16 protein-coding genes and 1 pseudogene are annotated in these 25,147 nt (G+C 41.0%); 9 read left to right on the top strand and 8 right to left on the bottom strand.

What is annotated here, in order from left to right:
• Positions 1–173 precede the first annotated feature (173 nt).
• The 7 genes from RM368_RS04080 to RM368_RS04050 form a co-directional block, all read right to left on the bottom strand.
• On the bottom strand, positions 174–2,510 hold the full coding sequence (locus tag RM368_RS04080) for an EF-hand domain-containing protein (RefSeq protein ID WP_322692862.1): 2,337 nt from the start codon (positions 2,508–2,510) through the stop codon (positions 174–176).
• Between the two features lie 82 nt (positions 2,511–2,592).
• The gene (locus RM368_RS04075; RefSeq protein ID WP_322692861.1) at positions 2,593–2,838 is read right to left on the bottom strand and encodes a hypothetical protein; all 246 of its coding nucleotides are present in this window, start codon (positions 2,836–2,838) and stop codon (positions 2,593–2,595) included.
• Positions 2,839–3,483: 645 nt separating this feature from the next.
• Positions 3,484–3,942, bottom strand: coding sequence for a hypothetical protein (locus tag RM368_RS04070; protein WP_322692860.1), 459 nt, complete (start codon positions 3,940–3,942; stop codon positions 3,484–3,486).
• A gap of 62 nt (positions 3,943–4,004) precedes the next feature.
• Positions 4,005–4,394 carry a toll/interleukin-1 receptor domain-containing protein gene (locus RM368_RS04065; RefSeq protein WP_322692859.1) on the bottom strand — a complete coding sequence of 130 codons (390 nt, stop codon included), beginning with the start codon at positions 4,392–4,394 and terminating at the stop codon, positions 4,005–4,007.
• 167 nt (positions 4,395–4,561) lie between these two features.
• On the bottom strand, positions 4,562–5,608 hold the full coding sequence (rtcA, locus tag RM368_RS04060) for an RNA 3'-terminal phosphate cyclase (RefSeq protein WP_322692858.1): 1,047 nt from the start codon (positions 5,606–5,608) through the stop codon (positions 4,562–4,564).
• A 430-nt stretch (positions 5,609–6,038) separates the two neighbouring features.
• Positions 6,039–7,385: an FAD-binding oxidoreductase gene (locus tag RM368_RS04055; protein WP_322692857.1), complete on the bottom strand. Its 1,347-nt coding sequence runs from the start codon at positions 7,383–7,385 to the stop codon at positions 6,039–6,041.
• Between the two features lie 113 nt (positions 7,386–7,498).
• Positions 7,499–8,161 carry a GIY-YIG nuclease family protein gene (locus RM368_RS04050; protein WP_322692856.1) on the bottom strand — a complete coding sequence of 221 codons (663 nt, stop codon included), beginning with the start codon at positions 8,159–8,161 and terminating at the stop codon, positions 7,499–7,501.
• 171 nt (positions 8,162–8,332) lie between these two features.
• On the opposite strand from RM368_RS04050, the gene RM368_RS04045 reads away from it, so the two are divergent.
• Both RM368_RS04045 and RM368_RS04040 read left to right on the top strand, forming a co-directional pair.
• A complete protein-coding gene (locus tag RM368_RS04045) occupies positions 8,333–9,259 on the top strand; it encodes a sugar ABC transporter permease (RefSeq protein ID WP_322692855.1) in 927 nt (308 codons plus the stop codon).
• Between the two features lie 66 nt (positions 9,260–9,325).
• On the top strand, positions 9,326–10,153 hold the full coding sequence (locus RM368_RS04040) for an Rpn family recombination-promoting nuclease/putative transposase (protein WP_322692854.1): 828 nt from the start codon (positions 9,326–9,328) through the stop codon (positions 10,151–10,153).
• Positions 10,154–10,167: 14 nt separating this feature from the next.
• On the opposite strand, the gene RM368_RS04035 is transcribed toward RM368_RS04040, so the two are convergent.
• Complete coding sequence (locus RM368_RS04035; RefSeq protein WP_322692853.1) at positions 10,168–16,221, bottom strand: translocation/assembly module TamB domain-containing protein; 6,054 nt, start codon at positions 16,219–16,221, stop codon at positions 10,168–10,170.
• A 260-nt stretch (positions 16,222–16,481) separates the two neighbouring features.
• On the opposite strand from RM368_RS04035, the gene RM368_RS04030 reads away from it, so the two are divergent.
• The 7 genes and pseudogenes from RM368_RS04030 to RM368_RS04000 all read left to right on the top strand — a co-directional run bounded on the left by RM368_RS04030 (position 16,482) and on the right by RM368_RS04000 (position 25,096).
• Positions 16,482–16,910 (top strand): DUF3110 domain-containing protein, encoded by a 429-nt coding sequence (locus RM368_RS04030; protein WP_322692852.1) that lies wholly within the window; start codon positions 16,482–16,484, stop codon positions 16,908–16,910.
• A 116-nt stretch (positions 16,911–17,026) separates the two neighbouring features.
• Positions 17,027–17,953, top strand: coding sequence for an N-acetylmuramic acid 6-phosphate etherase (gene murQ, locus RM368_RS04025; RefSeq protein WP_322692851.1), 927 nt, complete (start codon positions 17,027–17,029; stop codon positions 17,951–17,953).
• A 599-nt stretch (positions 17,954–18,552) separates the two neighbouring features.
• Positions 18,553–19,752 carry a response regulator gene (locus tag RM368_RS04020; protein ID WP_322692850.1) on the top strand — a complete coding sequence of 400 codons (1,200 nt, stop codon included), beginning with the start codon at positions 18,553–18,555 and terminating at the stop codon, positions 19,750–19,752.
• Positions 19,753–20,209: 457 nt separating this feature from the next.
• Positions 20,210–20,572: a response regulator transcription factor gene (locus RM368_RS04015; protein WP_322692849.1), complete on the top strand. Its 363-nt coding sequence runs from the start codon at positions 20,210–20,212 to the stop codon at positions 20,570–20,572.
• A 124-nt stretch (positions 20,573–20,696) separates the two neighbouring features.
• Positions 20,697–21,170, top strand: a complete 474-nt coding sequence (locus tag RM368_RS04010; RefSeq protein ID WP_322692848.1) for a chemotaxis protein CheW — start codon at positions 20,697–20,699, stop codon at positions 21,168–21,170.
• 115 nt (positions 21,171–21,285) lie between these two features.
• Complete coding sequence (locus tag RM368_RS04005; RefSeq protein ID WP_322692847.1) at positions 21,286–24,594, top strand: GAF domain-containing protein; 3,309 nt, start codon at positions 21,286–21,288, stop codon at positions 24,592–24,594.
• Between the two features lie 136 nt (positions 24,595–24,730).
• A pseudogene (locus RM368_RS04000) lies at positions 24,731–25,096 on the top strand (four helix bundle protein).
• Positions 25,097–25,147: the final 51 nt, after the last annotated feature.

The raw sequence follows: 25,147 nt of genomic DNA, 5'->3' as shown, positions 1-25,147 counted from the left end.
AAGCAAAAGCTACTTTTGCAAGATGTTTAGTCTAATCATGTTGTAACGGCGATCGCTAGCCACAAGTGTTTGGCACGCTGTAGGTTAAGCAAACGGGTTTTAATAATGGGTTGCGCTAAAATTCCCCTGCCGAAAAAACTTTGAAGGAGGGGAATTAAAGCATTCCTAAATATTTAAATTGTTTCTGTAAACATACCGGTTCGGGCAAACTCTTCTTCTTCAGGGGTGAAGAGTGGAGGTTTATCCACAAGGCTCGGTTCAAAGTAGTATGTTTCTTGGAGAAACTGCCCGCTAATGACAGCTTCCTCTAAATCCTTGATGTGATTGTGTGCAACTATACACGCTTCCTTGAGATTATTCGCATCGCCCTTCTCTAGCAGCTTTGGAAATTCTGTTTTTACCCCTGTCAGCCGTGCCAATGGCTTGAGAATTCCGTAGATGTTGTAGATGCGAGCAGTTTCTATGCTGGTGTATTTGAGTGCATTGGCTCTTGCTAACTCAGAGTCAAGGCTGGGCCAAAAACGGGTGGTGTAGAACGCTTTCTCATCCTTGTGATACCATTCTTCCGATCGCGCAATGGAAGAAGAAACGGTGTTATGCAGTTTCCAGAAGAATAAGCGCAGAGAGGAACCATCTACGACGGTAGATAATTTTGCCTCCAATGACACCTCAAAGTCAGTCAGGTTAGGATCGCGTCCAAGCACGAGGTATTCTACAGGATACATATCCACTTCCTTATTTTGGACAACGTACATATTCAGGTGGTGTCGGCAGTAAGGACAGGGGTACATTGTGGCAAACAGTTGGAAGAAATCTTTGAAGATTGCGACTGCGGCTTTTTGCTGTTCTGGTGTCTTGGTACAGACAATCTCAGCTGTAGTATGGAAGAAGCGCCACACTGCGGGGCCAATGTAGTAGGGGAAGCTGACTCGCATTTGGGAATCCTTCACCTCAGTCCGATCTAAATAGACATCAATGAATGCAACATACTGCGATAGCGCCCCTGATTCTCGCCCAAATTCTAGGCGTTCGCGGCGTTTCTGCACTCCATTCAGGTAGTGATGCGTTAACCGCCATGCTTGTTTGAGGATCAATTTCTGTTTGGGAGTGCAACGGGGAAAATTTTCGGCAACATCCGCCCCGTAGCGATTAAATTCTCCTGAGTTTTTTGTACACTGATACCATTCATCCAAAGCCGCTTCGTCGGGTACGGTGTTGCTTTGGATATCTGCTGTGCTAGAAACACTAAAGGCTGCCAATAACTTCGGCATAAAGTCCTCATACCAGTATGCTACTGGCATGATTGCACCATCTATTTCTTCAGTTGCTTGGGAGAGAATGACGCGGTTCCACTTGTGCAAATAGTCTTTTGGATTTGCCTGAGATTTAGCTGGTGGTGGAGCCATTTCTTCGTTCAGTTCTATTCCCCTGAGACGATTGAGTTCGTTAATCGCCAGCACACCTTCAACGATATCACCCAAGCTGAGACTTTTCTTTTTGATCGTAATTGCAAACTCAACTCCGGCAGCAAACTTTTCTTTGACATTGGCAAATTTACTCCGCGCTTCTAAAATCGCTTGCTGTTCTGCCAACATTTCTGGTGTCTTTGCCACTGTTTGCCAGTTCTCGATCCGCTCCTGCAATTGGGCATATTCATCGGTAATTGATTTCACCACTGCATCTAGAACGGGGTAGCAATCCTCGGATACTATACCTAATGCTTTGTACAGTGCGATCGCCTGTTTAACAAACTCCACAAAATCAGTAATTCTGTATGGCAAGTTTTTCACCCGCAAGTGAGTTTCGTGATTTGCAGAGAAACTCTCACGGAAGCTGCGGTAGGCTGCTCCTTGAATCAAACGAAACAAACCTATCTGCATTTGTAAGGGAGATGTACCACTTTTTTTCTGATTCGGTGAGTTTGGGTGTTGCGCTAACTGTTCTTTTAGCTGTGCCAACTCTGGAGTCGTTGCTTCTTGCGTCGGCTGAGTACTGGCTGCTGCGGCTTCATTGGAAGTAGCAACTGTCTTGAGCGAACTGTTAAGGGAAATCGGTGAATCTTGATAACCAGTTTTGCTTTCTGACTCCTCCGGTACTAGCTGACAGAATTCCTCAAAGTCAATTGAGCCATCGCCATCATGATCTACTTCCTGCAACATCTCTTTCAATTCAGCGTCTGTCAGCCCAAACTGACTCATGACTGTCCGCAGTTCAACGGCAGTAATTTCACCGCTACCGTCCTCATCAAAGGCACTGAAAGCTAACTTCAGGCGACTTTGGCGATCGCCTACTTTTGCAATCATCAGCGTTTTAAATTCTTCAAAATCGATAGTGCCTGATAAGTCAACGTCAATCTCCTTAATCAAGTCACGCAGCCCCGCTTCTGTGGGATTTTGCCCTAGCGATCGCATTACCTCCCCTAGTTCCTCGGTTGAGATCGCGCCGTTGCCGTCTACGTCTAATACTTTGAAAGCTTGCCACAATTTTTCTATTTCTTGTTCATCAATCATGGTTTTGTTCCAATTCTATATCTGTCACTAATAAATTTATTACCATGTTTTATAACAGCTACTTCAGTGCTGTTTAATTATATTAAGTAAGTAGGTTCGGCGCTTGGCAGATTGTTAGTCGTGAAGATGATGCCACATATCGTCCAGAAAGTTCAAACATTCGTCCAGAAAGTTCAAACATTCGTCCAGAAAGTTCAAATATTCGTCCAAAAAGTTCAAACATTCGTCCAAAAAGTTCAAGCATTCGTCCAAAAAGTTCAAACATTCGTCCAAAAAGTTCAAACATTCGTCCAAAAAGTTCAAACATTTGTCCAGAAAGTTCAAACATTCGTCCAAGAGCATAATTTACTAGATGCAACAGTCCTATACCCGATTGGGCATAACCACAGCAACAAAAAATATCTCTGTATTTAGTGCCCCATACCCAATACTTGGATTCCTTAGTCCTATACCCGATTGGGCATAACCACAGTCAACAAAAAATATCTCTGTATTTAGTGCCCCATACCCAATACTTCGATTCCTTTCGACTTCGCTACCTCGACTTCGCTCGGCACAAGTCAAGGCAAGTCGCTCAGTACAAGTACCCAATTCCCAGTCCCTTGTATTTGCGATCGCAAACTGACTTTACTTAAATATATACCTTTAGTAGAGGTAAATTCAAAGGCTATGTTCGATATTTAATTAAATAGTAAATATCAAGAACAACTAAACTCAGTTTTAACTCTACTTGCGATCGCCTTGTAAATTTGTCATTTGCTTATTCTTACAACAAATCTGGCTTTACAGGATTGATTGCAAATGCCCCTAGAGTGAGTATCAAAAGTTCTCTGTTTTTACTTATATAAGCTCCTTTGCCTTATTTCAGCTATTAGAAATGAGGCATTTCCTATGTTGCCATATACCCACGCATAATTTTGTCAACGGGAATATAGGCAAAGTGTTAGTAGTGAAATATATTTAGCCTATCTTATTAATATTTATTACAAATTGAGTTACATTTGCGAACTTGCGCTTTCAATCTAATGTAAGGCGAATTTTTTGCAATTTTTGAGAAAGGCTCTACTTGCAAGATAACTAGCTTTTCTCCTTTTTTAAATTTAACGATTGTTTTTCCAGATAAAGATTTTTCCTTTATTAAATTGACTTCATGTTTAACAGTTACGATTGTTCCTGGTGATGGAATAACAGGAGGCTCAATACTAGGAAATTGTTTAGGATTTGATGGTTGAAGAACTAGTTTTTGTCCAACAGATATACTACCTGAGGTCTTATTAACCATACCTATCCATATCCAGCCAGTAGGATTTACTGATTTTGTTGAGTTTACAGTTGGTTTGGGTGTTAATAAAGGAATCTCTAATATATTAAGCTTTTGATAAATGAAGCTTATAAATGTACCACTTACTACAAAGAAAATAACTAGTCTCACAGGGATGTTGCTGACTCTATTCCGGCGACGATACCTGGATGGTTTAAATAAGTAAGAAAAGGTTACTGTTCCCACATAGATAATTTGGGCAGCGCTTGAATTCTTCCAAACGGTGCACTCTCCCAATCAACAGAGTCAAGAATTATGGGAATAACTCTAGCTTCTTTGGCTTCATGCCTTTCCATTGCCCGTTTTACTTCAACATCCCAGCAATAATCTGAAGCGATAAAATTTGCACTTATAAGCAGCAAAATTATTTGAGATGAATCTAAGTGAGTGTCTATCTCATTGTGCCATTCTTTTCCTGCTCCAATTTTGCGATCATGCCATTCTGTAATCACTCCTTGCCGCCTTAAAAGAGTGAGGTGATTTTCTAGTTTATCGCGCAGTTTTTCATCTTCATGAGCATAAGAATAAAACACTTCAATAGCTTGATCAGGTTGCAATGACATAAGTTGCTTTATGACTCTAATCTCTAAAAGTAGGTTTAAATCTTTATCAAAGTTGTCTACTAAAACTCACAGCTTTTATTTGAAGGCATCACAAGATTGATTTGAATTTACAGAATAGTGCTTTATAAGACTCTACCACATAGCACTACTAAAGTAATAGCACTTGTTCATCTATTCAAACTCTTTACCAACACTATTTTATCAGCTTCATTTACTGTTATTTGCGCCAGCCCAAACTGTTCAATAACTGCTGCATTTGTTGTCAAATGCCTACTCACCTCAGCCACTCGATACTGACTTTCTTGTGAAGCTAAAGCAGCCGGCAATAATAACTGATCTGCTAAATGTTCATCCACCGGTGCGCCGGTGTAATGAAACTCAAGCAGTTGCTGACAAGCAATCTCTGCAACTGTTTCCGCCGACAACCGCAAACGCCCAAACCCACCAAAGCCAGTTAAGCTATTCTGATACTCAGCAGTTAAAAAAATACCGGCCCCAGGTGCCACACCTCTTTCTCGTAAAGTCTGTACAGTAACCTTTAAATGAGCTTCCCGTAGCAAATTTTCCGCACGATTCGCCATCCGTTGCGGAATATGGGAAGGCAATTCTGTCACCACTGCTAGTCCTCGCACCTGTTGTAAATCGCCCCGTTCCAGCAAGTCGATCCCACCGAGTTTACCACCGCCATCCACCTGTAACTCTACCTCTCCGCCACCTTGGGGATACCACCCCCAAGCGCCTAATTTGACTTGGGCTTCTACACCCATGCGTTGCAGTATGGGCAGATAAACTTGCTCAATATACGTCGCTGTCGGGCTAAAATTCACATGAGTTCCACCCTTTAGTGTCACCAGAGAATTGCCAGATGCTAGTGCCAAAGGTAAGAGAATTGTTTGTAAAACTAAAGCGATCGCACCCGCAGAACCACCTTGTTGTGCTTTACTAACATCAAAGGTATAAATTCCCGCTTGCACAGCACTACCTGGGATGAATTCTAGCAGCATTGAACCCAAAGCATCACCTCGTAGTTGGGCATTACAAATTCTCGCCGCCGCCCGAACTGCTGTTAAGTGTTGCGCTGCTAATCCTGGCTTTTTGCGTCCAGCGCGAATGCCTGTAATTCGTATGGGTTCGCCGGTAATGGCGGCTAGACTTAAGGAAGTGCGAAGAACTTGTCCGCCTCCCTCTCCGTAGGAACCGTCAATTTCAATCATGGGCGATTATTGGAAAGTTGGATTTTGGGTTATCCGAAAAGAATTCAGGAGTCAGTCGTCAGAATTCAGAATTGAATTGGAGTCCGACTGAGGAATGAATAAATGGTAAAACATCACCAGCCGATCTTTCCTGCGCAAGCGGCCCCTTTGACTTTCCGCGCTTATCCCCCACTTTCTTATTCTGATTCTTGAATTCTGAATTCTTCTTCAACCCCACGGCTTTTGAAATCAAACCACAAATTATAAACGCCTGACAGCTAGCTTTTTGAAGCGAAGTTACACAAATATACAGAAAAAATTCTGATACAGCAGATTTCAAGGAAAGTGAGGTACACACACGATTCGTCTGTTACCCAGGTATAAAGGGTATTTTTCTCCTGAATTCTGAATTCTGAATTCTGAATTCTGCTGTATGTGTTTCTGTAGTTTGCTAATTTTGAGTATGGAATTGAATAACCTTGCTTTTACCGGGGTTCATCAACCCATAAGGATCGACTATTTCTTTAAATTTTAACTGCTCAGGATCGATCACTTTTCTGCCGCTGTCTTCAATAATATACGTATGAGGATTGGCAATACTCACACCATGTTGTTCGTGATAGCGGATAATTTCATTGAGGCGTTCTTCTGTGGTGTAGCGCACAAGTTGCAATGCACCAGGAACTACGACACCATTCACCCGAAAAAATTCTAGATGCATCATTACCTCATCGCCGAAGTAATTATACATCTGCTCTACTAGTTGCAAACTGCCATCATTAGGAAAGAGACTTTGTAAGTATGTAATCCCAGTATCTACACTCCGGGCAAGTAAGGTAGTGTGGTTCCAGGAAAACTCTGCTAAATGTGTACCTTTAGCTGCTTCCTCAGCTGGTTTTTTATAGGTAATTTGTCCGCCGTATTGCTCCACAAAAGCCGGTAAAAATTCCAAACTCGGTTCAGAAATTATCAAGAATACTGAGTGACTTCCTTCAGGAATATACTCTTGTACTGCGTGAAAATATTGGGAAATTGAAGATGCAAAGACAGAAATCAACTTCTTAATCATGCCATCAGCATTGCCAATTGCCTGACCAAACTTTGCTGCTGCCATAAAGTCGTCAAAGGTGACAATCACTTCTGCCCAAGGATAAGCTGGCCCTAAAGGAATTTCGACTTCAGTGATGATGCCATTGATTCCCCAAGCATGATTTACCTTTTGGACATCATCGCCGCGTAATGCGATCGCACGGGGTTCATCTTCTACAGTTATCACTCGCAATGCTAAGATATTACCGCGATCGGCTAACATACCATATTGGATCGAGCCAATACCGCCACTTCCCCCAGCAATAAAGCCGCCAATTGTGGCAGTGCGGTACGTAGAGGGAGCCAGACGAATTTCCCAGCCGATTTCTCGTGTTTTTTTATCCAAAGCTGCCAACTTCACCCCAGCTTCTACCCGCGCCACTCCCGGTTTTACCCAAAGAATCTCTTGCAACCGCGTCATATCCAAAATTACGCCACCGTGCAACGGTACACATTGCCCATAATTCCCAGTTCCCGCACCTCGCACAGTTACAGGTATACGATGTTTTGCACAGGCGGCTGCAACTTTTAAAACCTCTGCTTCATTAGCGGGACGCACTACGATATCCCCAACTTTTCCCTCTAGTTTCGACACTAACACGGGGCTAAAAGTGTAATAATCCTGGGATAATTTGGCGACTTGGCTAGAATCGGTAATAATTTCTATACCTTCTAGAGAATTAATCAAAGCATCTAATTTTCTCGTCATATATATCCTTTTTTTTAACGCAGAGGAACGCAAAGAATTCACTCCTCTGCGAACCTTTGCGCTTCCCTCAGCGCCCCTTTGCGTTTTAAAATCTTAATTCTAACAGGCAAAAATCAATACTTAGTTTCCTGTGTCTGTGCGTCAATAATTACACTCCAGTCATCGTTTTTCACAGCAGCTTCAAGTTGACGCTGACGTTCAGCTTCACTCGCATCTATTGTTTCTAACTCTTTAGAAAGGGTTGTATCAGCCATTGCTTTCCGCAGTTTTAGCTTTTTCTCCTCGTAGGCTTGAAGTTGGGCTTCTGACATTACCGCCTTAGTCGCTTCACCTACCGTACTAGCCCACATTTCGCTTTCAGTTGCATTACCAGGTGGCGTACTTTCGAGTTCTGCTATCCACGCATCTCGCAAATCTTCCATTTCTTGACGTTTGGGGAACTTGAATGCTTGCACGCGGACAAAAGCACACTTTTGCTCACCATTTTGGCGAAGATGGCTGTTTAGGGAAAGCAACACATTCCGAGAATAGCCAATGTACTGCGTGTGACGTTCTGCATCTAATACTGCGTAAACTCCGGCAATTTTAGCGTTCTGAGCAGCTACACTCCAAGCCTCAAATTCAATGATTTCAGTACCATTGTTTGCCAGTTCAGGAGTTATACTCACCTCAATGGCGGTGTGTTCGTTGTCAGAACTATACAAAAAATCATGCAGTCCACGGTGGTTTATGGGGACATTTTGATGTTCAATTGGCGGATTGTGCTGAGTTTCCATTGCAGTCGATCTCCAAGTTATTAATTAGTGATGTCTACGACAAACTTCTCTACGAGAGGCTACGCCAATACTTACGCAAGCAAATATATGCCCTTAAAATATTGAAGCTTAAATCTACTCACATCTCCAAATTCTTGTTTTGACAAAGCAAAAACAACTATTAAACTTCTTATGAATCAATTGATACCTAAAAATTGGATGTTCATCAAACAACGGCTTACCCCTTATTTATTCTTATTACCCGCCTTAGTTCTTTTAGGGTTAACTGTTTTTTGGCCTGCACTGCAAGCATTTTACCTCAGCTTTACCAGCTATGAAGACATTGCCCAGCCGCCACAATGGATAGGTTTCGCCAACTTTCTTAAGCTTTGGAAGGATGCAGTTTTTTGGAAAACTTTGGAAAACACTTTTTTATATCTTGTAGGTGTAGTACCAATTTTAGTAATTGCTCCCTTAGTACTGGCAATTTTGGTAAATCAGAAACTGCGGGGAATGAATTGGTTTAGAGCAGCGTACTACACTCCAGTGGTAATTTCAATGGTGGTTGCGGGAATAGCTTGGAAATGGCTGTATGCAGAAAATGGATTACTGAATCAGTTATTTAAAACTTTAGGTCTTTTTCCAGAAGGTATTCCTTGGCTAACTAGCCCAGCAAAAATTTTTGGCATTGTACCAATTTCTCTTGCCAGCGTCATGGCTGTCACCATATGGAAAGGATTAGGCTACTACATGGTGATTTATTTAGCGGGGTTGCAATCAATTCCCGCTGATGTGTACGAAGCCGCAGCCATTGATGGCTCTGATGGTATCAGCAAACATTGGGATATTACCATACCTTTAATGAAGCCCTATCTAGCCTTAGTGGCAGTAATTTCGGCTATTTCTGCAACCAAAGTCTTTGAAGAAGTCTACATTATGACTCAAGGAGGGCCACTCAGTAGCTCAAAAACGATTGTTTATTACTTATATGAGCAAGCTTTCAATAACTTGGAAATTAGCTATGCTTGCACGATTGGTTTAGTGCTATTTTTGATAATTTTAGGATTGTCAATTTTGCGATTAGCTATTAATCAGCAAGGTGATGATATCACAATTTAATAAATTTAGAACAAATCATCTTCCCTCAGCCCCGATAATCTGAATATATTCAAATATCGAGAGTGCATGAAAACAGACACGATTTTTTACACCTTATTCCAAACTCTTCCAGGTGTCTTATTTGAACTTTTGGAACAATCGCAAGCTTTAGCATTACACTACCAATTTACTTCAGTAGAAATTAAAGAATTAGCACGTCGTATCGATGGCTTATTCTTACCAAAACCTGACTACCCAGAAGATACAATCTATTTTGTTGAGGTACAGTTTCAGCGCGATGATGATATTTACTGGCGAATAATCACAGAAGCTTTCCTCTATATCAATCAGTATAAACCTCAACGTCGCTGGCAAGCAGTATTACTTTTTGCTCAACGTAGTCTCGATCCAGGTATACCATTCATTTATCAAACATCATTAGCTCCACAGCAAATTTGTATAATTTATTTAGACGAATTAGATAATGTACCATCATCTTCGATTGGGTTAGGCATAATTAAGTTAGTAGTTGCAGCCGAAGATCGAGCTGTACAGCAAGCGAAAAACTTGATAAAACAAATACAACAAACGGATGAAGCTAACCGTAGCAATCTTTTAGAATTAGTAGAGAGAATGCTTATCTACAAATTTGTAAACAAAAGTCAGCAGGAGTTAGAAGCAATGTTTGGATTAACCGACTGGAGACAAACTAAATTTTACCAGGAAGTAAAGGAAGAAACCAAGCAGGAAGTAAAAGAAGAGGTTCGCAATGAAACAAAACTCGATACAATACCCCGTCTACTTAAGTTGGGTTTAAGTATAGAGCAAATTGCTGAAGCATTAGAATTGGATGTTAAACAGGTACAACAAGCTATTGAGAAGCAAGGAGAAGAGGGAACAGGAAGTAATTCGTAATTGAAGAGACTTATTTAAAATCGCTTTTGATATTCCACTACAGCACGACTGTCATCGGTTAAGTTAGTGGAGGCACGCACACGAAATTCATTGTTTATCCGGTAATTAATACCCCATTGGAAGGGGTCGTTTGTTGTCAAAATTTTGATACTGGAAACGGATATTTTGGAAGAAATGTCAACCCCAGCCTCTGCTGCTAATTCTAAAGTTGAATTGCTTCTTCCAGCTTCGGGATTCTCAGAAATAACGGTAGGAAATATCCGCAGTTCGCTTAAGCCAAAGGTACTCCCAATCTGGTTAAAAGCTGACTGAAAATTGTTAAACACAGCCGAACCTGCAATGTTAATTAGACCTAAAGTACTGTCTGCACGTCCTTGGGTGTCTACAAATCCACCTCCTAAAAGAGCAACAATTTCGGTTTGACTACGTGACGGACTACTTGTTAATTCTAGATTTTCATTCAGTTTGCTAGCTAAACCGTTGATAGTGGCTTCGACTCGAACACTCTCTAACGCTGATAAACCTGTAGAATTTACTCGGCTGAAGTCATTACTTTGAGTTACATCCAGTACTTTGGCAAATAGCCGAATATCTAAGTTGGGGTCGCGGGGTTGAGAAGGACTAAAAGTTGCGGTGTGTTTATAACCACGAGCAAGGTTAAATTGGGTAGTAAATAAATTTACTCCTCCTTTTTCTAACTGAATAGTGCCATCGGGTATCGGCTGATTAATTAAGCCGTTAACTATGAGATTACCGCTGGCACGGAAGTTGAGAATAGGGTCACGGGTAATTTGGACGTTTTTACCTAGTTCCAAATCTAAATTATTAAATCTGGCGTTTGTATTTCCCGTCCCATTTCCAATTCCAGATTTGCTTTGCTTATTGTCTTTTGTGGGCGATACGCCAATACTACCATTTTCAGATGTCGTGGCGTCGGTAGATTCTGCCAGCAATACCTTACCATCAAATAAATTTACTCTACCGCCAATTATGGGGTTAAGGGCAGAACCAGTAATTTGCAAATTGCCACTAGCGCCTCCTTGGTAAAGTCCTTTAAGATTCAACGCTAACTGCTCGAGATTAACAGTCAGGGGATTTTTGATAGTTACGTTCTCATTTTTGAAAATGGGAATTTCTCCAGCAGCTTCTACCTTTCCACGGCTAAATCTACCTTGAAGATTTTCTACTAAGATGCTGTCAAAATTAAACAGCACTCTACCTGTGACGCGTCTCAGCTTACCTGGCAAAGCCTGGGCTGAAAAAGTAGCATTATTGACAGTAGCAATTCCATTTACTTCGGGTTTTTGCAGTGTTCCTCGCACTTTGAGGTCTACTTCTCCTTCACCTTTCTCAAATAATACTTGATTGGTCAATGCGTTTAACAGCCCCAATCCCTCGTTTTCTAATTTCATATCCAAACTGATTTGATCGCTGTCTGGTGCGACGGAAGCAAAAGGTAATTTATAAGGGATGCTGCCAGTAATATCAACAGGTTTTGGCCCAGCAACTGCTACAGTACTACCAAAGTTTAAGCGTCCATTGGCATAGCTGAAACTTGCTGTTGCTGACTCTATTTTGCTCTGATTTAATATTCCTTCTGTGATTTGCAATTCCCCTCTCGCTTGGGGATTAGCAATACTACCTGCTAAAGCTGCTGTACCGTTAAGATTACCTGTGATGCCAACTGGTAGTTTGACAACATTATTCAATAGTTTTACTGGAAAATTATTCACCCGCAACTGACCAGATTGTTCATCACCGCCAATGTTACCTGTGAACGCAATCAGTCTGTTTTGAGACTGGATTCGTAATGGTCGCAAACTCAAAACACCATTTTCAAAGTTACCTTCGGCAATCACTCGATCGGCAGTATAAAAACGATTCCGTTCTTCCTTTTTACCCCAAGCAAAGTCTTGTCCATTCAAATTAAAATCTACTGATAATCCATTGGCTGTAGCTGTATTTACAGCCACTTCCCCATTGAAAGTTCCTTTTAAGTCTGCCAAATCCGGTATTGGAGTGGAATTAAGTCGCTGTTCTTCCTGTTCTGCCAGCAAAGCTTCAATTTCAGAAAACCGTTGAATTTGGGTTAATAAGGGTTCATTTGGCGTTCCTTGGGGGTTGGTAGTCAGATCCGCTGCGGTGCCGTAAATTTCTGCCGAACCACCTGGCAAATTTTGTAAATCAAATACCTTTGCTACAGCTAGAACATCTTGGATCTCACCTTGCTTGACGTTCAATTTACCTTGTAATTTAAGCCCTTTAGGGCTTTGAGCCACAGTACCAACAAGGGCGTAGCTACTTTTTCCTTTGACAAATTCGCTACTAGTGAGTGTAGCTTTACCGTCATCGTAGCGGAATTGAGCAGCTATTCGATCGCCTTTAACCCGGCCAATTTGCGGATTTGCGATCGCTAAATTTCCCGTTGTTGCCAATGTCTGCTGATTAAACAGCAAATCCCCAGTTAACAATCCAGCTATCTTACCAGCACCCAATCGAGTAATTGGTGGTGGAGTCAAATTCAATATTTGTAAGGGGAAATTGGCAACTTTCAGCGCCCAATCATTGCCTTGAACGTTACCTGTGGCTGATGCTTGCTGCCATTTGACTAAGAAAGATTTCGGGCGATTATTGGCATCTAAATTGAAGTTCAAGCGATCGCTATTTCCTGCCAAGTTCAAATTTAAACCGCGTCCCTGTGCTGAATCAATGTTCCCAGTTAACAACGGCTCAAAAGCAATATCTTGAACAACTAAGTCTCGTAAATTAATTTGTCCTACTACATTTGGTAAGGGCAGCTTACCAGTGATTTGACCATTAAAATCTACTCTCCCTGCTACAGCAACTTGATTGGGAAGATTGATTGGTAACTGTTTTAAGTTGTAATTCTGCGCTTGGACGTTGAGATTTAGGGCAGTAATTTCCGGTATCCCTGCTTGTTTTGCATTGGCTAATATGTTACCAGTCACACTTAAACCGGGAGCCGTTGCTCGCTCAATGGTAAGTCTTTCACCACTCCAAGCGATCGCAGCCGTCAGAGGTCGCTCTAAACCAGGAATACCTTGGGATAATTGCACCTGTCCAGCAGCACGCACATCAGCTAATTTGGGCGATCCTAGCGTACCCGCTAATTGCAACTGACCGCCAAACTGGCCCCGCAATTGCTGATTGAACCGATTTAATTGCACACCAGCAGCATCAACTACAGCTTGATAGCGACCATTAGCTACTTGGATATTAGAAGCTGCGATCGTTCCACCTGCAACATCCAGCCGTCCCTGACCGTTAGCTTGGATAGTTTGTGGTTGGAAAGAATCAACAGAACCCGCCACGTTTGCTTGACCAGTTAACGTCCCTCGAAACTGTGGTGGTACTGCTGCTAACTGTTGTAACGGTACATTAGTTGCCTGAACTTGCGCCTGGTATACACCATTACCCACTTGGATATTAGAGGCTGTAATAGTTCCACCCGCAACATTTATCCGTCCCTGACCGTTGGCTTGGATCGTTTGCGGCTGGAAGGATTCAACAGAACCCGCCACGTTTACTTGACCAGTTAACTTCCCTCCAAACTGCGGTGGTACTGCTGCCAACTGCCGCACAGGTACATTAGTTGCCTGAACTTGCGCCTGGTATACACCATTACCCACTTGGATATTAGAGGCTGTAATAGTTCCACCTGCAACATTTATCCGCGCCTGACCATTGGCTTGAATAGTTTGCGGTTTAAAAGAATCAACAGAACCCGCTACATCGAACTTACCAGTTAACGCCCCTTGAAACTGCTTTGGTACTTTTGCCAACTTTTGCACAGGAACATTCTTAGCCTGAACTTGTGCCTGATATGAACCATTCGCTACTTGAATATTAGAGGCTGTAACCGTACCGCCACCAATAGCAAGGCGACCCTCACCACTGCCACGGAAGGTTTTCAGGCTGAAATCATCTCTGCTACCTGCGATTTGGAACGTTCCCGTCAAAGGATTATCTAAAGCTGGGGGAGACTGTTTCAATATTTGCCCCAACCGTACATTATTAGCTACCAGTTGAGCCGAGAAACTTTGGTCTTGCAGTTGGATATTAGAAACTGCAACTGTACCGCCACCAATTTGAACTCCTGCACCATCACTGCGAATTGTAGCAATTTCAAATGGTGCTGTGCTGCCTGAGAGAATGAGACGACCATTGAATTGTGCCCCAGCCAAAGAGACATTTTGCAGTTGACTTTTGTCTACAAAGGGTTCTAATTTTACCCCAGAGGAAACAGCGACAGCTTGCCAACGCTCATTGGCATAACTACCAGTTGCCCGAACTGTACCACCACTGATATTCAGAGCTACATTGCGGAAAGAGACGGTGCGATTTGGAGCGATCGCAACTTCGCCTGTTCCGGGGTAAGTTCCATTGGGAGCTTGAAACTGTACCACAGTTTGGACATTGGTAGGAGCGCCAGTTAGTTGAGCTGTACCAGAGACATTGCCGATTTGAAAGGTCGGTGTTGTTTCATAAACTTTGGCGATCGCATCCCCTGGAACATTCTTGGCAGCGAAATTTAAATTTAGTTGCGGACTCTTACCAAGTCTAATTGTACCAGCGCCCGTGATTTCACCACCAACTTTGGCTTTACCTTGAATATCTTTTAAGGTAATTAAAGAGGAACTAGTAGCAAGCTCAAACTTACTACTGATGCTATTAAAATCAACTTTATCAATTCTGGCAGTTTGGATTGTGGCAACTGAGCCGGAGAGTATTGGCTCTTTTGTCGATCCGGTAATCTGCAAAGAAGCTTTTACTTGTCCAGCGATCGCTACAGGTAATTTTACCTTAAGAGTCTCTTGGGCATTCGCCAAACTCACCGTATTTACACGCGCTGCCAACTTCAAGCCTGCTTGAGTGTCGATGATTCCCGTAGCCACTAAAGGAATTTTGCCGTAATTGCTAGTCACATTATTTAACTGCAACTCCGTTCCTTGGAAGTGCAGGTTTCCTTGGCTATTGCTCAACAATTGCGGGACTTTGGGTATTTGCAGCGTTACCCCTTGCACAGTAGCGTTGCCAAACAATAGAGTTTGCTGTCCTGGTGTCAACCGAACTAACAAATCGCCATTGGCTCGACCCGCTTGTAAGTTCACTGGTAACTTAATCAATCGAGTAATATTCTCAGCCAGAAAATCTTGTGCTTGCACCTGGAAAGTTCCTGCTAGCACCTTAGAACGTGTCTCTCCCTGAATGGAAATATTGCCACCACTGTCTGCTTGACCCCCAACTTCAAACCGTATCAACTGGTTATTTGCTAAAAGTTGAGCAGATCCATTAAGTTGAGAAAATAGCACCGGCAATTGCTGAGTGTTGTTAGGGGTAGCAGGGCGTTTATCCAGTACTGAATTAGAATTTGGGTCTTCTCCCTTGCCCCCCTGCCCCCCTGCTCCCCGGTCACTGAGCGTAGCCGAAGTGCTGCCCCCCTGCCCTGCTGCTCCCCGGTCACTGAGCGTAGCCGAAGTGCTGCCCCCCTGCCCCTCTACCCCCTCATCTCCCTCTACTCTCTCATCCGGCATCAAGGCCAGTTTGGCATTCCGAAACCGCAGGTAGTCCAAATCGGTTTTAATTGCACTGCTTTCACCCGACGGCGCGATGGTAGTGGAAATCCAACGCCCTCGCTCGTCCTGGTCAATGTAAATATCTGGATTGACTAAAGTTACATCTAGCTTTAGATGGCGATTAAAAATTAGTTGTAACAGATCGAAACCCACCTCTACAGATTCGACTGTGGCCCGATCTGCATCTGTAGGTGTGGCTGGGATAGCTGAAGCCCCAAACTGTACTCCTGTCAACGAAAATTGTGTGACTCTTCCCAGTTTTACCGGACGGTTGAGTGTAGTAGTTAAACTTTGTTGTGCCAAGGGTGTTAACTCTGTTTGGACAAAAGTCCACAACCGCCAAATACCAACGATAACTCCTAACAGCAAAAGTCCACTCAAGGCAATACTACCCCGGCTCAACACCAGCAACCACAAACGTTTGCGGATAGGGGAGGGGGAATGAATATCTTGATTGGTAGATTTAGTCATTTGCTTTCACTGTATTAATTGCCGGATGTCGTTGGCACACACAAGCATTAACTGGCACATTGGTTCAGTATGCCATTTCCAGGATACGCCAACTAAACTCAAGACCCCATTGGTTGAGTTACGGTATTTTCTCGATCCAATACTTATGCTGAATAATATTGGCGTTTTCAGGAAAATCTGAATAGAGTGAAAATTATTCTTGTGACTTTCCTTGAGGCACAATCTCGAACTTTAATATGAATAAACCTTAAAAAGGACAGATGATTACACCAATGCGTGTTTTTGTGTTAATTTTTAATGCTCGAACGGAAAATGAGGGGATTCACACGATTCGGGAAGGCGAGCGCAATAAAATTCTGATGTTCGAGTCAGAAGATGATGCCACGCGCTTTGCCCTGATGTTAGAAGCTCAGGATTTCCCCGCACCTACACCGGAGCCGATCGATGCTGAAGAAATCAAGGAATTTTGCGAAAGTGCTGGGTATGAATGGGAAATCATCCCAGAAAACAGCAATTTAGTTGTAACTCCCCCAGAACTTAACGTCGAAAAAACTGACTGGCAAGAAGATGCCCAGAAGGAGGATACTGTTGAAGACACTTTCCCTCTCAATCAACAGCCGCTAGAAGAACCAGAATTGTCTGATTCTGAATTAGAGAAGATGCGTCGCAAATTGGAAGGATTGTTGTAAGTAGTCATTGGTCATTAGTCATTAGTCATTAGTCATTGGTCATTGTTTACTGGTCGCTAACTGACAAATGACAACGGACAAATGACAAAGGACAAATGACAAAGGACAAATGACAAATGACAAATTTGCAAGAACGCGGGCATCTTTTAACTGAGCTGGTAAATCCTAACAGTCTGAACTTAGACCAGCTCAGTTCTCTGGAATTGGTGGAGTTGTTTAATGACGAAGACCAAAAGGCCGTCGCAGCTGTTGCAGCGGCAAAAATTCAGTTAGCAGAAGCAATTGAGCGCACCGCAGAGCGTTTGCGCCACGGAGGGCGCCTATTTTATATCGGTGCGGGTACAAGTGGCAGGTTAGGGGTGTTAGATGCTGCTGAGTGTCCACCTACTTTTTGTACACCCCCAGAGTTGGTACAGGGGATTATTGCTGGTGGTGCTGGCGCACTAGTACGCAGTTCTGAAGATTTAGAAGACAGCATTGAAGATGGTGAAGCGGCGATCGCTGGGCGGCACGTTACCCAATTAGATGTCGTAGTTGGCATTACCGCTGGTGGGACAACGCCTTATGTCCACGGTGCGCTTCATGCTGCTCGTCAGCGAGGAGCTACAACTATTTTTATCGCCTGTGTTCCTGCTGAACAAGTTAGCTTTGATGCTGATATTGACATTCGCCTATTAACAGGCCCAGAAATAATCGCCGGTTCAACTCGCCTGAAAGCTGGTACAGCCACTAAATTAGCTTTAAATATTCTTTCTAGCGGCGTGATGGTTAAGCTCGGCAAAGTTTATGGCAATCGCATGGTGGATGTAGCAGTCACAAATCAAAAATTACGCGATCGCGCTTTGCGTATTTTGCAAGACCTCACAGGTTTAAGTCGCGAAACTGCTGGTTTTTTACTAGAACGGAGTGGTAAATGGGTTAAGCTGGCGCTATTAATGCACTGGACTGGTTTGGAAAAAGACGAAGGCGATCGCCTTCTTTCAGAACACCAAAGTAATCTCAGGGCAGCTGTTGTCAGTTATCAAAACCACAAGCAACCTTGAATAAATTGTCTAAATAAATACTTTATAATCTGGCTGCTACTTGTTTTAGTAGCACGCCTTTTTTTTTAATATTCCTAGAAAAGTTGGCATTACTTAGAATAATTAAGAATAGTAAACTTAAATAAATATTTAAACTCTATTGTCAATTTCAATAAATAAAGCACAACTCTCTACTTTTTTAAACAAAAATCAGAACTTATACGGATATGATTCTATATGAAAATTATTAAAATGATATGTTATTACACTATGATGTCGACTATGGCAACCTACTTTAGTCATAAATATTAGCAGAAAAGTAAACTCCGCCAATAAAAACTCTATGCTAGATAAATTACTTACTAGCAATAGTTTTGTCATGTTAATATCTGTTTTGCTTTTAATAATCTTGATTTAGACTGCTATATCCCAAATCCATTTGCACTGATTCACATATCTGCCAATCGCTATATAACTAGAACACAGTGACAGAAGTGTTGCCTACCTTTGACAAGTGACTTAAGAAACTTGTCTGGTTAATTGAGAAGGTAGGTAGATTTACGCTGTGTTCTACTAGTATCGGTTTTTTATAGCTAGCTTTTTAATAAAAGGAAGAAACTATGCCCCATCAAGAACTTATTTCAAATAACCTAGTAAATGAATTTAAAACTTGTACTCAGTTGCAATATAATGGCAAGTTAAATATTAAGAGTTCCAAGGGCAGCCAATGGACTTTTTACTATCGATTGGGACGGATAGTTTGGGCAACAGGCGGAACTCATCCCTTCCGACGTTGGCGCAGACATTTAGCTCAAAATTGTCCCCAGATTGATATTGATAAGTTGCAGTTACCGATGCAAGACCTATCAATTGATTACTGGGACTATAAACTGATAGAAGTATTTTATAAGAAACAGAAAATTCAGAGAGAGCAGATTCAATCTATTGCGGAAAACACGATAACAGAACTATTATTTGACCTAGCTTTGCAAGGAAACTTTGCTTCTTTAACTTGCAATCGCAGCCAAGAAGTTATTTTAGAAACTCCAATGAGCTTCACGAGTTCAGAAATGTCTGTAAAGCACATGCAAGACTCATGGAAAATTTGGTCAGAAGCAGGTTTAGCAAATTTTTCTCCTGACTTAGCACCAATTCTACGGCGACCAGAACAACTTGAGCAGATGGTAAGTCCATCTGTCTACAAAAACTTTGTGAATTTAATCAATGGCAAATTCACTTTACGAGATTTAGCCATGAAAATGAAGCAAAGTGTATTGCCACTGACCCGTTCATTGCTTCCTTATATTCTTAAAGGAATCATCGAATTGATAGAAGTACCTGATTTGCCTTTAAGAATTACTGAAGTTAATAATAACTCTACCACCACTCAAGCAAAAAAGCGAATTGCTCCACTAATAGCTTGCGTCGATGATAGCCCTCAAGTATGCAAAATGGTAGAAAATATTGTCACTTCCAATGGATTGAGATTTATCAAAATTCAAGATGCTGTACAAGCTCTACCAACCCTGATTCAAGATAAACCAGATCTGATTTTCTTGGATTTGATTATGCCGATTGCTAGTGGTTACGAAATTTGTACTCAGTTACGACGAATATCTACTTTTTCCAACACACCAATAATTATATTAACAGGTAGTGATGGGCTTTTAGATAGAGTTCGTGCCAAAGTAGTTGGTTCTACAGACTTTCTCACTAAACCTGTAGTGGCTGATAAAGTAATAAGTATAATACGTAAATATTTACCTACACAAAGCGTATCCAGCGAGAAGAGGAAATCTAGTTTAGAGGTTTGTAATTAGAGAGATTTAGCAGCAATTTTTGGTTTTTAATTATTTCTCCAAATGTAGAGATTTTTGTACCTCAATAATTTAATTATTATTGAGGCAAAAAAACTTTAAATTAACTTTATTGCTCAAATTATTTATTTTTAAACTATTTTGAAGTTTTAGATATATTATCAATTTTATTTTTTTGTTATTAATTATGTTTCAAGTTTAAAAATCAATCCAAACTTGAAAATTTAAATTAGGTTTTCAAACTATTTTTTATTAAAAATATTATTTAATATTATTTATGTTTATTACGTACTTTTTCTGAGGTTGATAAATAAAGATTGAATCAAAATTAGACAAATACAATTTTTTGTATTTATAGTAGTCCTATTTGATTTGTAAAATATTGGTTAGGGCAAAGGGGTTAGGGCTAGTCTCTAGTCCCTTCCATGTCTTTTTGAGAAAAAGTTAATGAGTAATTGCCATGAATACTGTTTTAGTTGTTGAAGATGGCTTAACAGATATGGAAATAATCAGCCGTTACTTGCAGCAGGCAGGTTATTCTGTGATTAGCGCCACTAGTAGTGAAGAGGCTCAAGACAAAATAGATAAAATTAAGCCAGACTTAATATTTCTCGACGTAATTTTACCAGGGAAAAGTGGCTTTGAAATTTGCCGAGAATTGAAAAATAATCCTGACACTAGCAATATACCTGTGGTTTTTTGCTCTACAAAAAATAGTGAGGTAGATAAAATTTGGGGTAATATGTTAGGCGCTGATGGTTATTTATCAAAACCGATCGATCGAGACGAACTAGTGGTAATTTTAAAGCGATTACTTAATTAGTAAAAATTTCATAAGTTAACAAATTCTAGAAGTCACTATTTTTTAGATAGAATTTCTCCAAGAATCAACAATAACTGCAAATAATGGCTAGAGATAAATCATCAAGGACTAAGGATCGATAGCTTTGGAAACCCAACAAAAGTTTTTAAGTTTTAATTTGGGAGTAAGTGATACAGCCGTCATTTCTCTACAACACATCACAGAAGTTTTACAAGTATCATTACCAGAAGTATGTGGCGTTCCTCAGATGCCAAGTAGCATTTTAGGTATTTATAACTGGCGTGGTGAGATGCTTTGGTTAGTTGATTTAGAGGCAATGTTAGGTTATCCTCCTATTTCGCAAGGGCCAAATTTACTTTCAAGAATGATGGCAATTGTTCTGGAAAATAAGGGTAAGTATTTGGGACTTTTGGTGCGACAACTAATAGATATTGAATGGCTAGATACTCAAGAAATGAAACCTGCAAATGCTGAATTATTTTATCCTCAATTATCACCTTTTTTACAAGGATATTTTATTAATAATTCAGAGAATATAATTTTTAATTTGGATGCAATAAGTATTATTCAAGCTCCAGCATGGTGTATTCATAATTGAATATTTAGTAAAATGTGAGTTTGGAAAACTCCTAATTCTTAATCAGCAAATACCAGATAAATATCGCTTGCCACATATCCATTTATTACCCATCACAATTTTGAGGTTTAATCAAATGACATTTTTGTATAACAACAGCCATGATAACGAGCATTTAATTTCTGAATTAGAAAATCAGAATGGTAACGCTAATATAGCAAATATTGCTAGTAGTGAAATGTCTTTGTTAAGTGCGATCGCTCAAGAATTCAAAACTTGGCGGCGACAGATGAAAGATATCGCAACTCACATGCGCCAAGCCCCAAACATTGATACATTACTTAAAATTACTGTAGCACAAATTAGAGAAAAGATTGGCTGCGATCGCGCCTTAATTTATCAGTTTACTTCGCGAGAATCAGGTAATGTTTTAGCCGAATCAAGAACATTAGGTTGGACTCCAACTTTAGGCGAAAATATTCCCGGAATTATTTTTGGTCTATATACCAATCAAGACTATGTAGAAGCTGTAGTTATTGACGATATCAATCAGATTCAACTTACCCCTTATCAAAAGCAACTGCTAGATAAATTTCAAATTAAAGCTAGTTTGAGTTTACCGATTGTAGTAGAAGGTAAAGTGTGGGGCTTACTAGCAGTCAATAATTGCTACTCAACGCGGCAGTGGCAAGAAGTAGAAATTAGCCTACTATCTCAACTGACAACAGAACTAATTTACAAATTACAAAGCTTTGAATTCCAAAAAGAACAGCAACAGCGGCTACTAGCAAAAAAATCGGTAGCCAAAGTCATCGACAAAATTCTGCGGGTATCAAATGTCGATAAGCTTTTTCAAACAACTACTCAAGAAGTACGCCAATTACTAAAATGCGATCGCGTCGGTGTCTATCGCTTCAAACCTGACTGGAGTGGTGAGTTTGTTGCTGAGTCAGTGGGTAACGGCTGGATAAAAATGGTCGGCCCTGATTTTTACATGGTCTGGGAAGATACCCACTTACAAGACACTCAAGGAGGACGTTATGCCAAGGGTGAAAGCTTTGTAGTTAATGACATTTATCAAATGGGCCATTCTCAATGTCACATTGACATTTTAGAGCAGTATGAAATGAAAGCTTACATCATTGCACCCATATTTGCTGGAGAAAAATTATGGGGTTTGTTAGCAGCTTATCAAAATTCTGGGCCTCGTGATTGGCAACCTTGGGAAGAAACCTTTGTAACTCAAATTGGATTGCAATTTGGTGTAGCTATCTCACAAGCAGAATATCTCGAACAAGTGCAGACAAAATCTAACCAACTAGCTCAAATAGTTGAACAAGAGAAAGTTTTCACTAAGATAGTCAACCGCATCAGACAATCTTTAGATGTAGAAAGTGTTTTCAAAACAACCACTCAAGAAGTGCGTCAATCACTACAATGCGATCGCGTTGCTGTCTATCGTTTTAACCCTGACTGGGGTGGTGAATTTGTGGCTGAGTCTGTGAGTACTGGTTGGACAAAACTGGTAGGCCCTGATATTAAAACCGTTTTGGATGATACCTACTTGCAAGAAACCAAGGGAGGTCGGTATGTCAGAGGTGAAAACTTTGTCGTTAATGACATTTATGAAGTAGGGTTAGCTCCCTGCCATATTGAGATTTTAGAGCAGTTTGAAGCCAAAGCTTATATCATTGTTCCGATATTTTTCGGAGATAAATTGTGGGGATTGCTGGCAGCTTATCAAAACTCTAGCTCCCGTGAATGGCAAAGCTGGGAAGTGAACTTTTTGGTTCAGACTAGCTTGCAATTTAGTTTAGCTAAATCACAGATAGACTATTTGGAATTAGTGCGAGTTAAATCTGAGAAACTAGCTCAAATAGCAGAACAAGAGAAAGCTCTCACCAAGATCAGTAACCGCATCCGGCAATCTTTAGATGTAGAAGAAATCTTCAAAACTACTACTCAAGAAGTCAGGCAATTACTGCGATGCGATCGCGTTGCCGTGTATCGCTTCAATCCCAACTGGAGTGGTGAATTTGTCGCCGAGTCAGCAGGTCATCTTTGGGTAAAACTGGTAGGCCCCGATATCAAAACCGTCTGGGAAGATACCCACTTACAAGAAACTCAAGGAGGTCGATATGCCCAAGGGGAAAACTTTGTTGTAAATGATATCTATCAGGTAGGTCATTCTCCTTGCCATATTGAAGTTTTAGAGCAATTTGAAGCTAAAGCTTATGTAATTGTTCCTGTATTTGCTGGCGAACAATTGTGGGGATTGCTGGCAGCTTATCAAAATTCCGGAACTCGTGATTGGGAAGAATCAGAAGTTACTTTGTTAGCACGTATTGGCAGCCAGTTAGGACTGGCATTACAACATACCGAATATTTGCAACAAGTACAAGCGCAGTCAGCAAAATTAGCAGAAGCAGCAACACGAGAAAAGGCAGCCAAGGAGTTACTACAACAACGATCTATTCAACTCTTAAAAGCCCTTAGACCCGCTCTCAACGGCGACTTAACAGTACGCGCGCCGATTACAGAAGACGAACTAGGCACAATCGCAGATGCTTACAATAATACTCTGCAAGCACTGCGGCAAATTGTTGTTCAAGTACAAGGGGCAGCTCAACAAGTTGCCCAAACTTCTAGCAATAGCGAGTCTTCACTAGCGGGACTAACCAATCTGGCACAACAACAGTCTGAGGACATTACCACAGCTTTAGGTGACATTCAACAAATGGTGGACTCTACTCAAGCTGTAGTAGCTAATGCTGAGTTAGTACAACTAGCAGTGCAAAAAGCCAATCAAACTGTAGAGTCTGGCGATACTGCCATGAACCTGACTGTAAAAGCAATCCAAGGAATTCGTGAAACCGTTGCTCAAACCAGCAAAAAGATTAAACGCCTCAGCGAATCCTCACAAAAAATCTCCAAAGTGGTGAATTTGATTGGTAATTTTGCCACACAGACAAACGTACTCGCTTTGAATGCAGCCATTGAAGCTACTCGTGCTGGTGAATATGGCAAAGGCTTTGCAGTTGTGGCTGATGAAGTCCGTTCTTTATCTCGCCAATCAGCAGCAGCAACCATCGAAATTGAAAAGTTAGTTCAGGAGATTCAAGCAGAAACCGGAGAAGTTGCAGTAGCAATGGAAACTGGTATTCAGCAGGTAGTAGAAGGCACAAATCTTGTTAGTGACACTCGCCAAAACTTAAATGCGATCGTTTCTGCGACTGCCGAAATAAGTCAGCTAATCGAGCGAATTACCGCAGCGACTCAAAACCAAATGGCGCAATCTGTAACAGTAACCAAATCAATGCAAGATGTCGCAGAAATTGCCGATAAAACTTTTGCTGAATCTCAAGAAATTGCTACCGTGTTCCAAGAGTTATCAAAAATGGCGCAAGAGTTATTAACAACTGCTAGTAAATTTAAAGTCAAATGAAAAATAGTTAGGAGTTAAGAGTTAGAAGTTATTAGGTCAAAGCATTAATTATATAAAACACTATTTTATTGGTAAATATAAAATGCTTTGATCTTAATTACTTTTAATTTTTTAATTAAACAGAGGAGAAGAGTAATTGGCAGAGAGTATTATTCAACAGAAAAGTTTTAAATTTGCTTTAGAAATTATTCACCTATATATTAAACTGCAAGAGCAACGGGAATATGTGCTTTCTAAGCAATTACTACGAAGTGGGACAAGTATTGGCGCGAATGTTGAAGAGGCTAGCGGTGGTTAGAGTAGAAAGGATTTCTTGGCAAAAATGTATATTGCATACAAAGAAGCTAGGGAAACTAAATACTGGCTACGTCTACTACAACAGTCCAAACTAGTAAAGATTGATACTAATGAACTAATCTATGCAGACGAAATCATTCGGATTTTGAGTTCAATAGTTAAGACAACTGAAAAATCAATTGGTCGATCAACTCCCAACTCATAACTCCCAATTCTTAAATCCCAACTCCTAACTCCTAACTTCCAACTCCTAACT

It is taken from the genome of Nostoc sp. DedSLP03, from assembly GCF_034530815.1.
GTDB lineage: Bacteria > Cyanobacteriota > Cyanobacteriia > Cyanobacteriales > Nostocaceae > Nostoc.
This window is presented reverse-complemented; position numbering and strand designations above follow the sequence as displayed.

Excerpts from the sequence above, each read along its gene's own strand:
- RM368_RS04080 (WP_322692862.1), bottom strand. The coding sequence starts at position 2,510 with ATGATTGATGAACAAGAAATAGAAAAATTGTGGCAAGCTTTCAAAGTA.
- RM368_RS04035 (WP_322692853.1), bottom strand. The coding sequence starts at position 16,221 with ATGACTAAATCTACCAATCAAGATATTCATTCCCCCTCCCCTATCCGC.
- RM368_RS04005 (WP_322692847.1), top strand. The coding sequence starts at position 21,286 with ATGACATTTTTGTATAACAACAGCCATGATAACGAGCATTTAATTTCT.
- RM368_RS04045 (WP_322692855.1), top strand. The coding sequence starts at position 8,333 with ATGAATCAATTGATACCTAAAAATTGGATGTTCATCAAACAACGGCTT.
- RM368_RS04040 (WP_322692854.1), top strand. The coding sequence starts at position 9,326 with ATGAAAACAGACACGATTTTTTACACCTTATTCCAAACTCTTCCAGGT.
- RM368_RS04020 (WP_322692850.1), top strand. The coding sequence starts at position 18,553 with ATGCCCCATCAAGAACTTATTTCAAATAACCTAGTAAATGAATTTAAA.
- rtcA (WP_322692858.1), bottom strand. The coding sequence starts at position 5,608 with ATGATTGAAATTGACGGTTCCTACGGAGAGGGAGGCGGACAAGTTCTT.
- RM368_RS04065 (WP_322692859.1), bottom strand. The coding sequence starts at position 4,394 with ATGTCATTGCAACCTGATCAAGCTATTGAAGTGTTTTATTCTTATGCT.
- murQ (WP_322692851.1), top strand. The coding sequence starts at position 17,027 with ATGACAAATTTGCAAGAACGCGGGCATCTTTTAACTGAGCTGGTAAAT.
- RM368_RS04030 (WP_322692852.1), top strand. The coding sequence starts at position 16,482 with ATGATTACACCAATGCGTGTTTTTGTGTTAATTTTTAATGCTCGAACG.
- RM368_RS04015 (WP_322692849.1), top strand. The coding sequence starts at position 20,210 with ATGAATACTGTTTTAGTTGTTGAAGATGGCTTAACAGATATGGAAATA.
- RM368_RS04055 (WP_322692857.1), bottom strand. The coding sequence starts at position 7,385 with ATGACGAGAAAATTAGATGCTTTGATTAATTCTCTAGAAGGTATAGAA.
- RM368_RS04075 (WP_322692861.1), bottom strand. The coding sequence starts at position 2,838 with ATGTTTGAACTTTCTGGACAAATGTTTGAACTTTTTGGACGAATGTTT.
- RM368_RS04050 (WP_322692856.1), bottom strand. The coding sequence starts at position 8,161 with ATGGAAACTCAGCACAATCCGCCAATTGAACATCAAAATGTCCCCATA.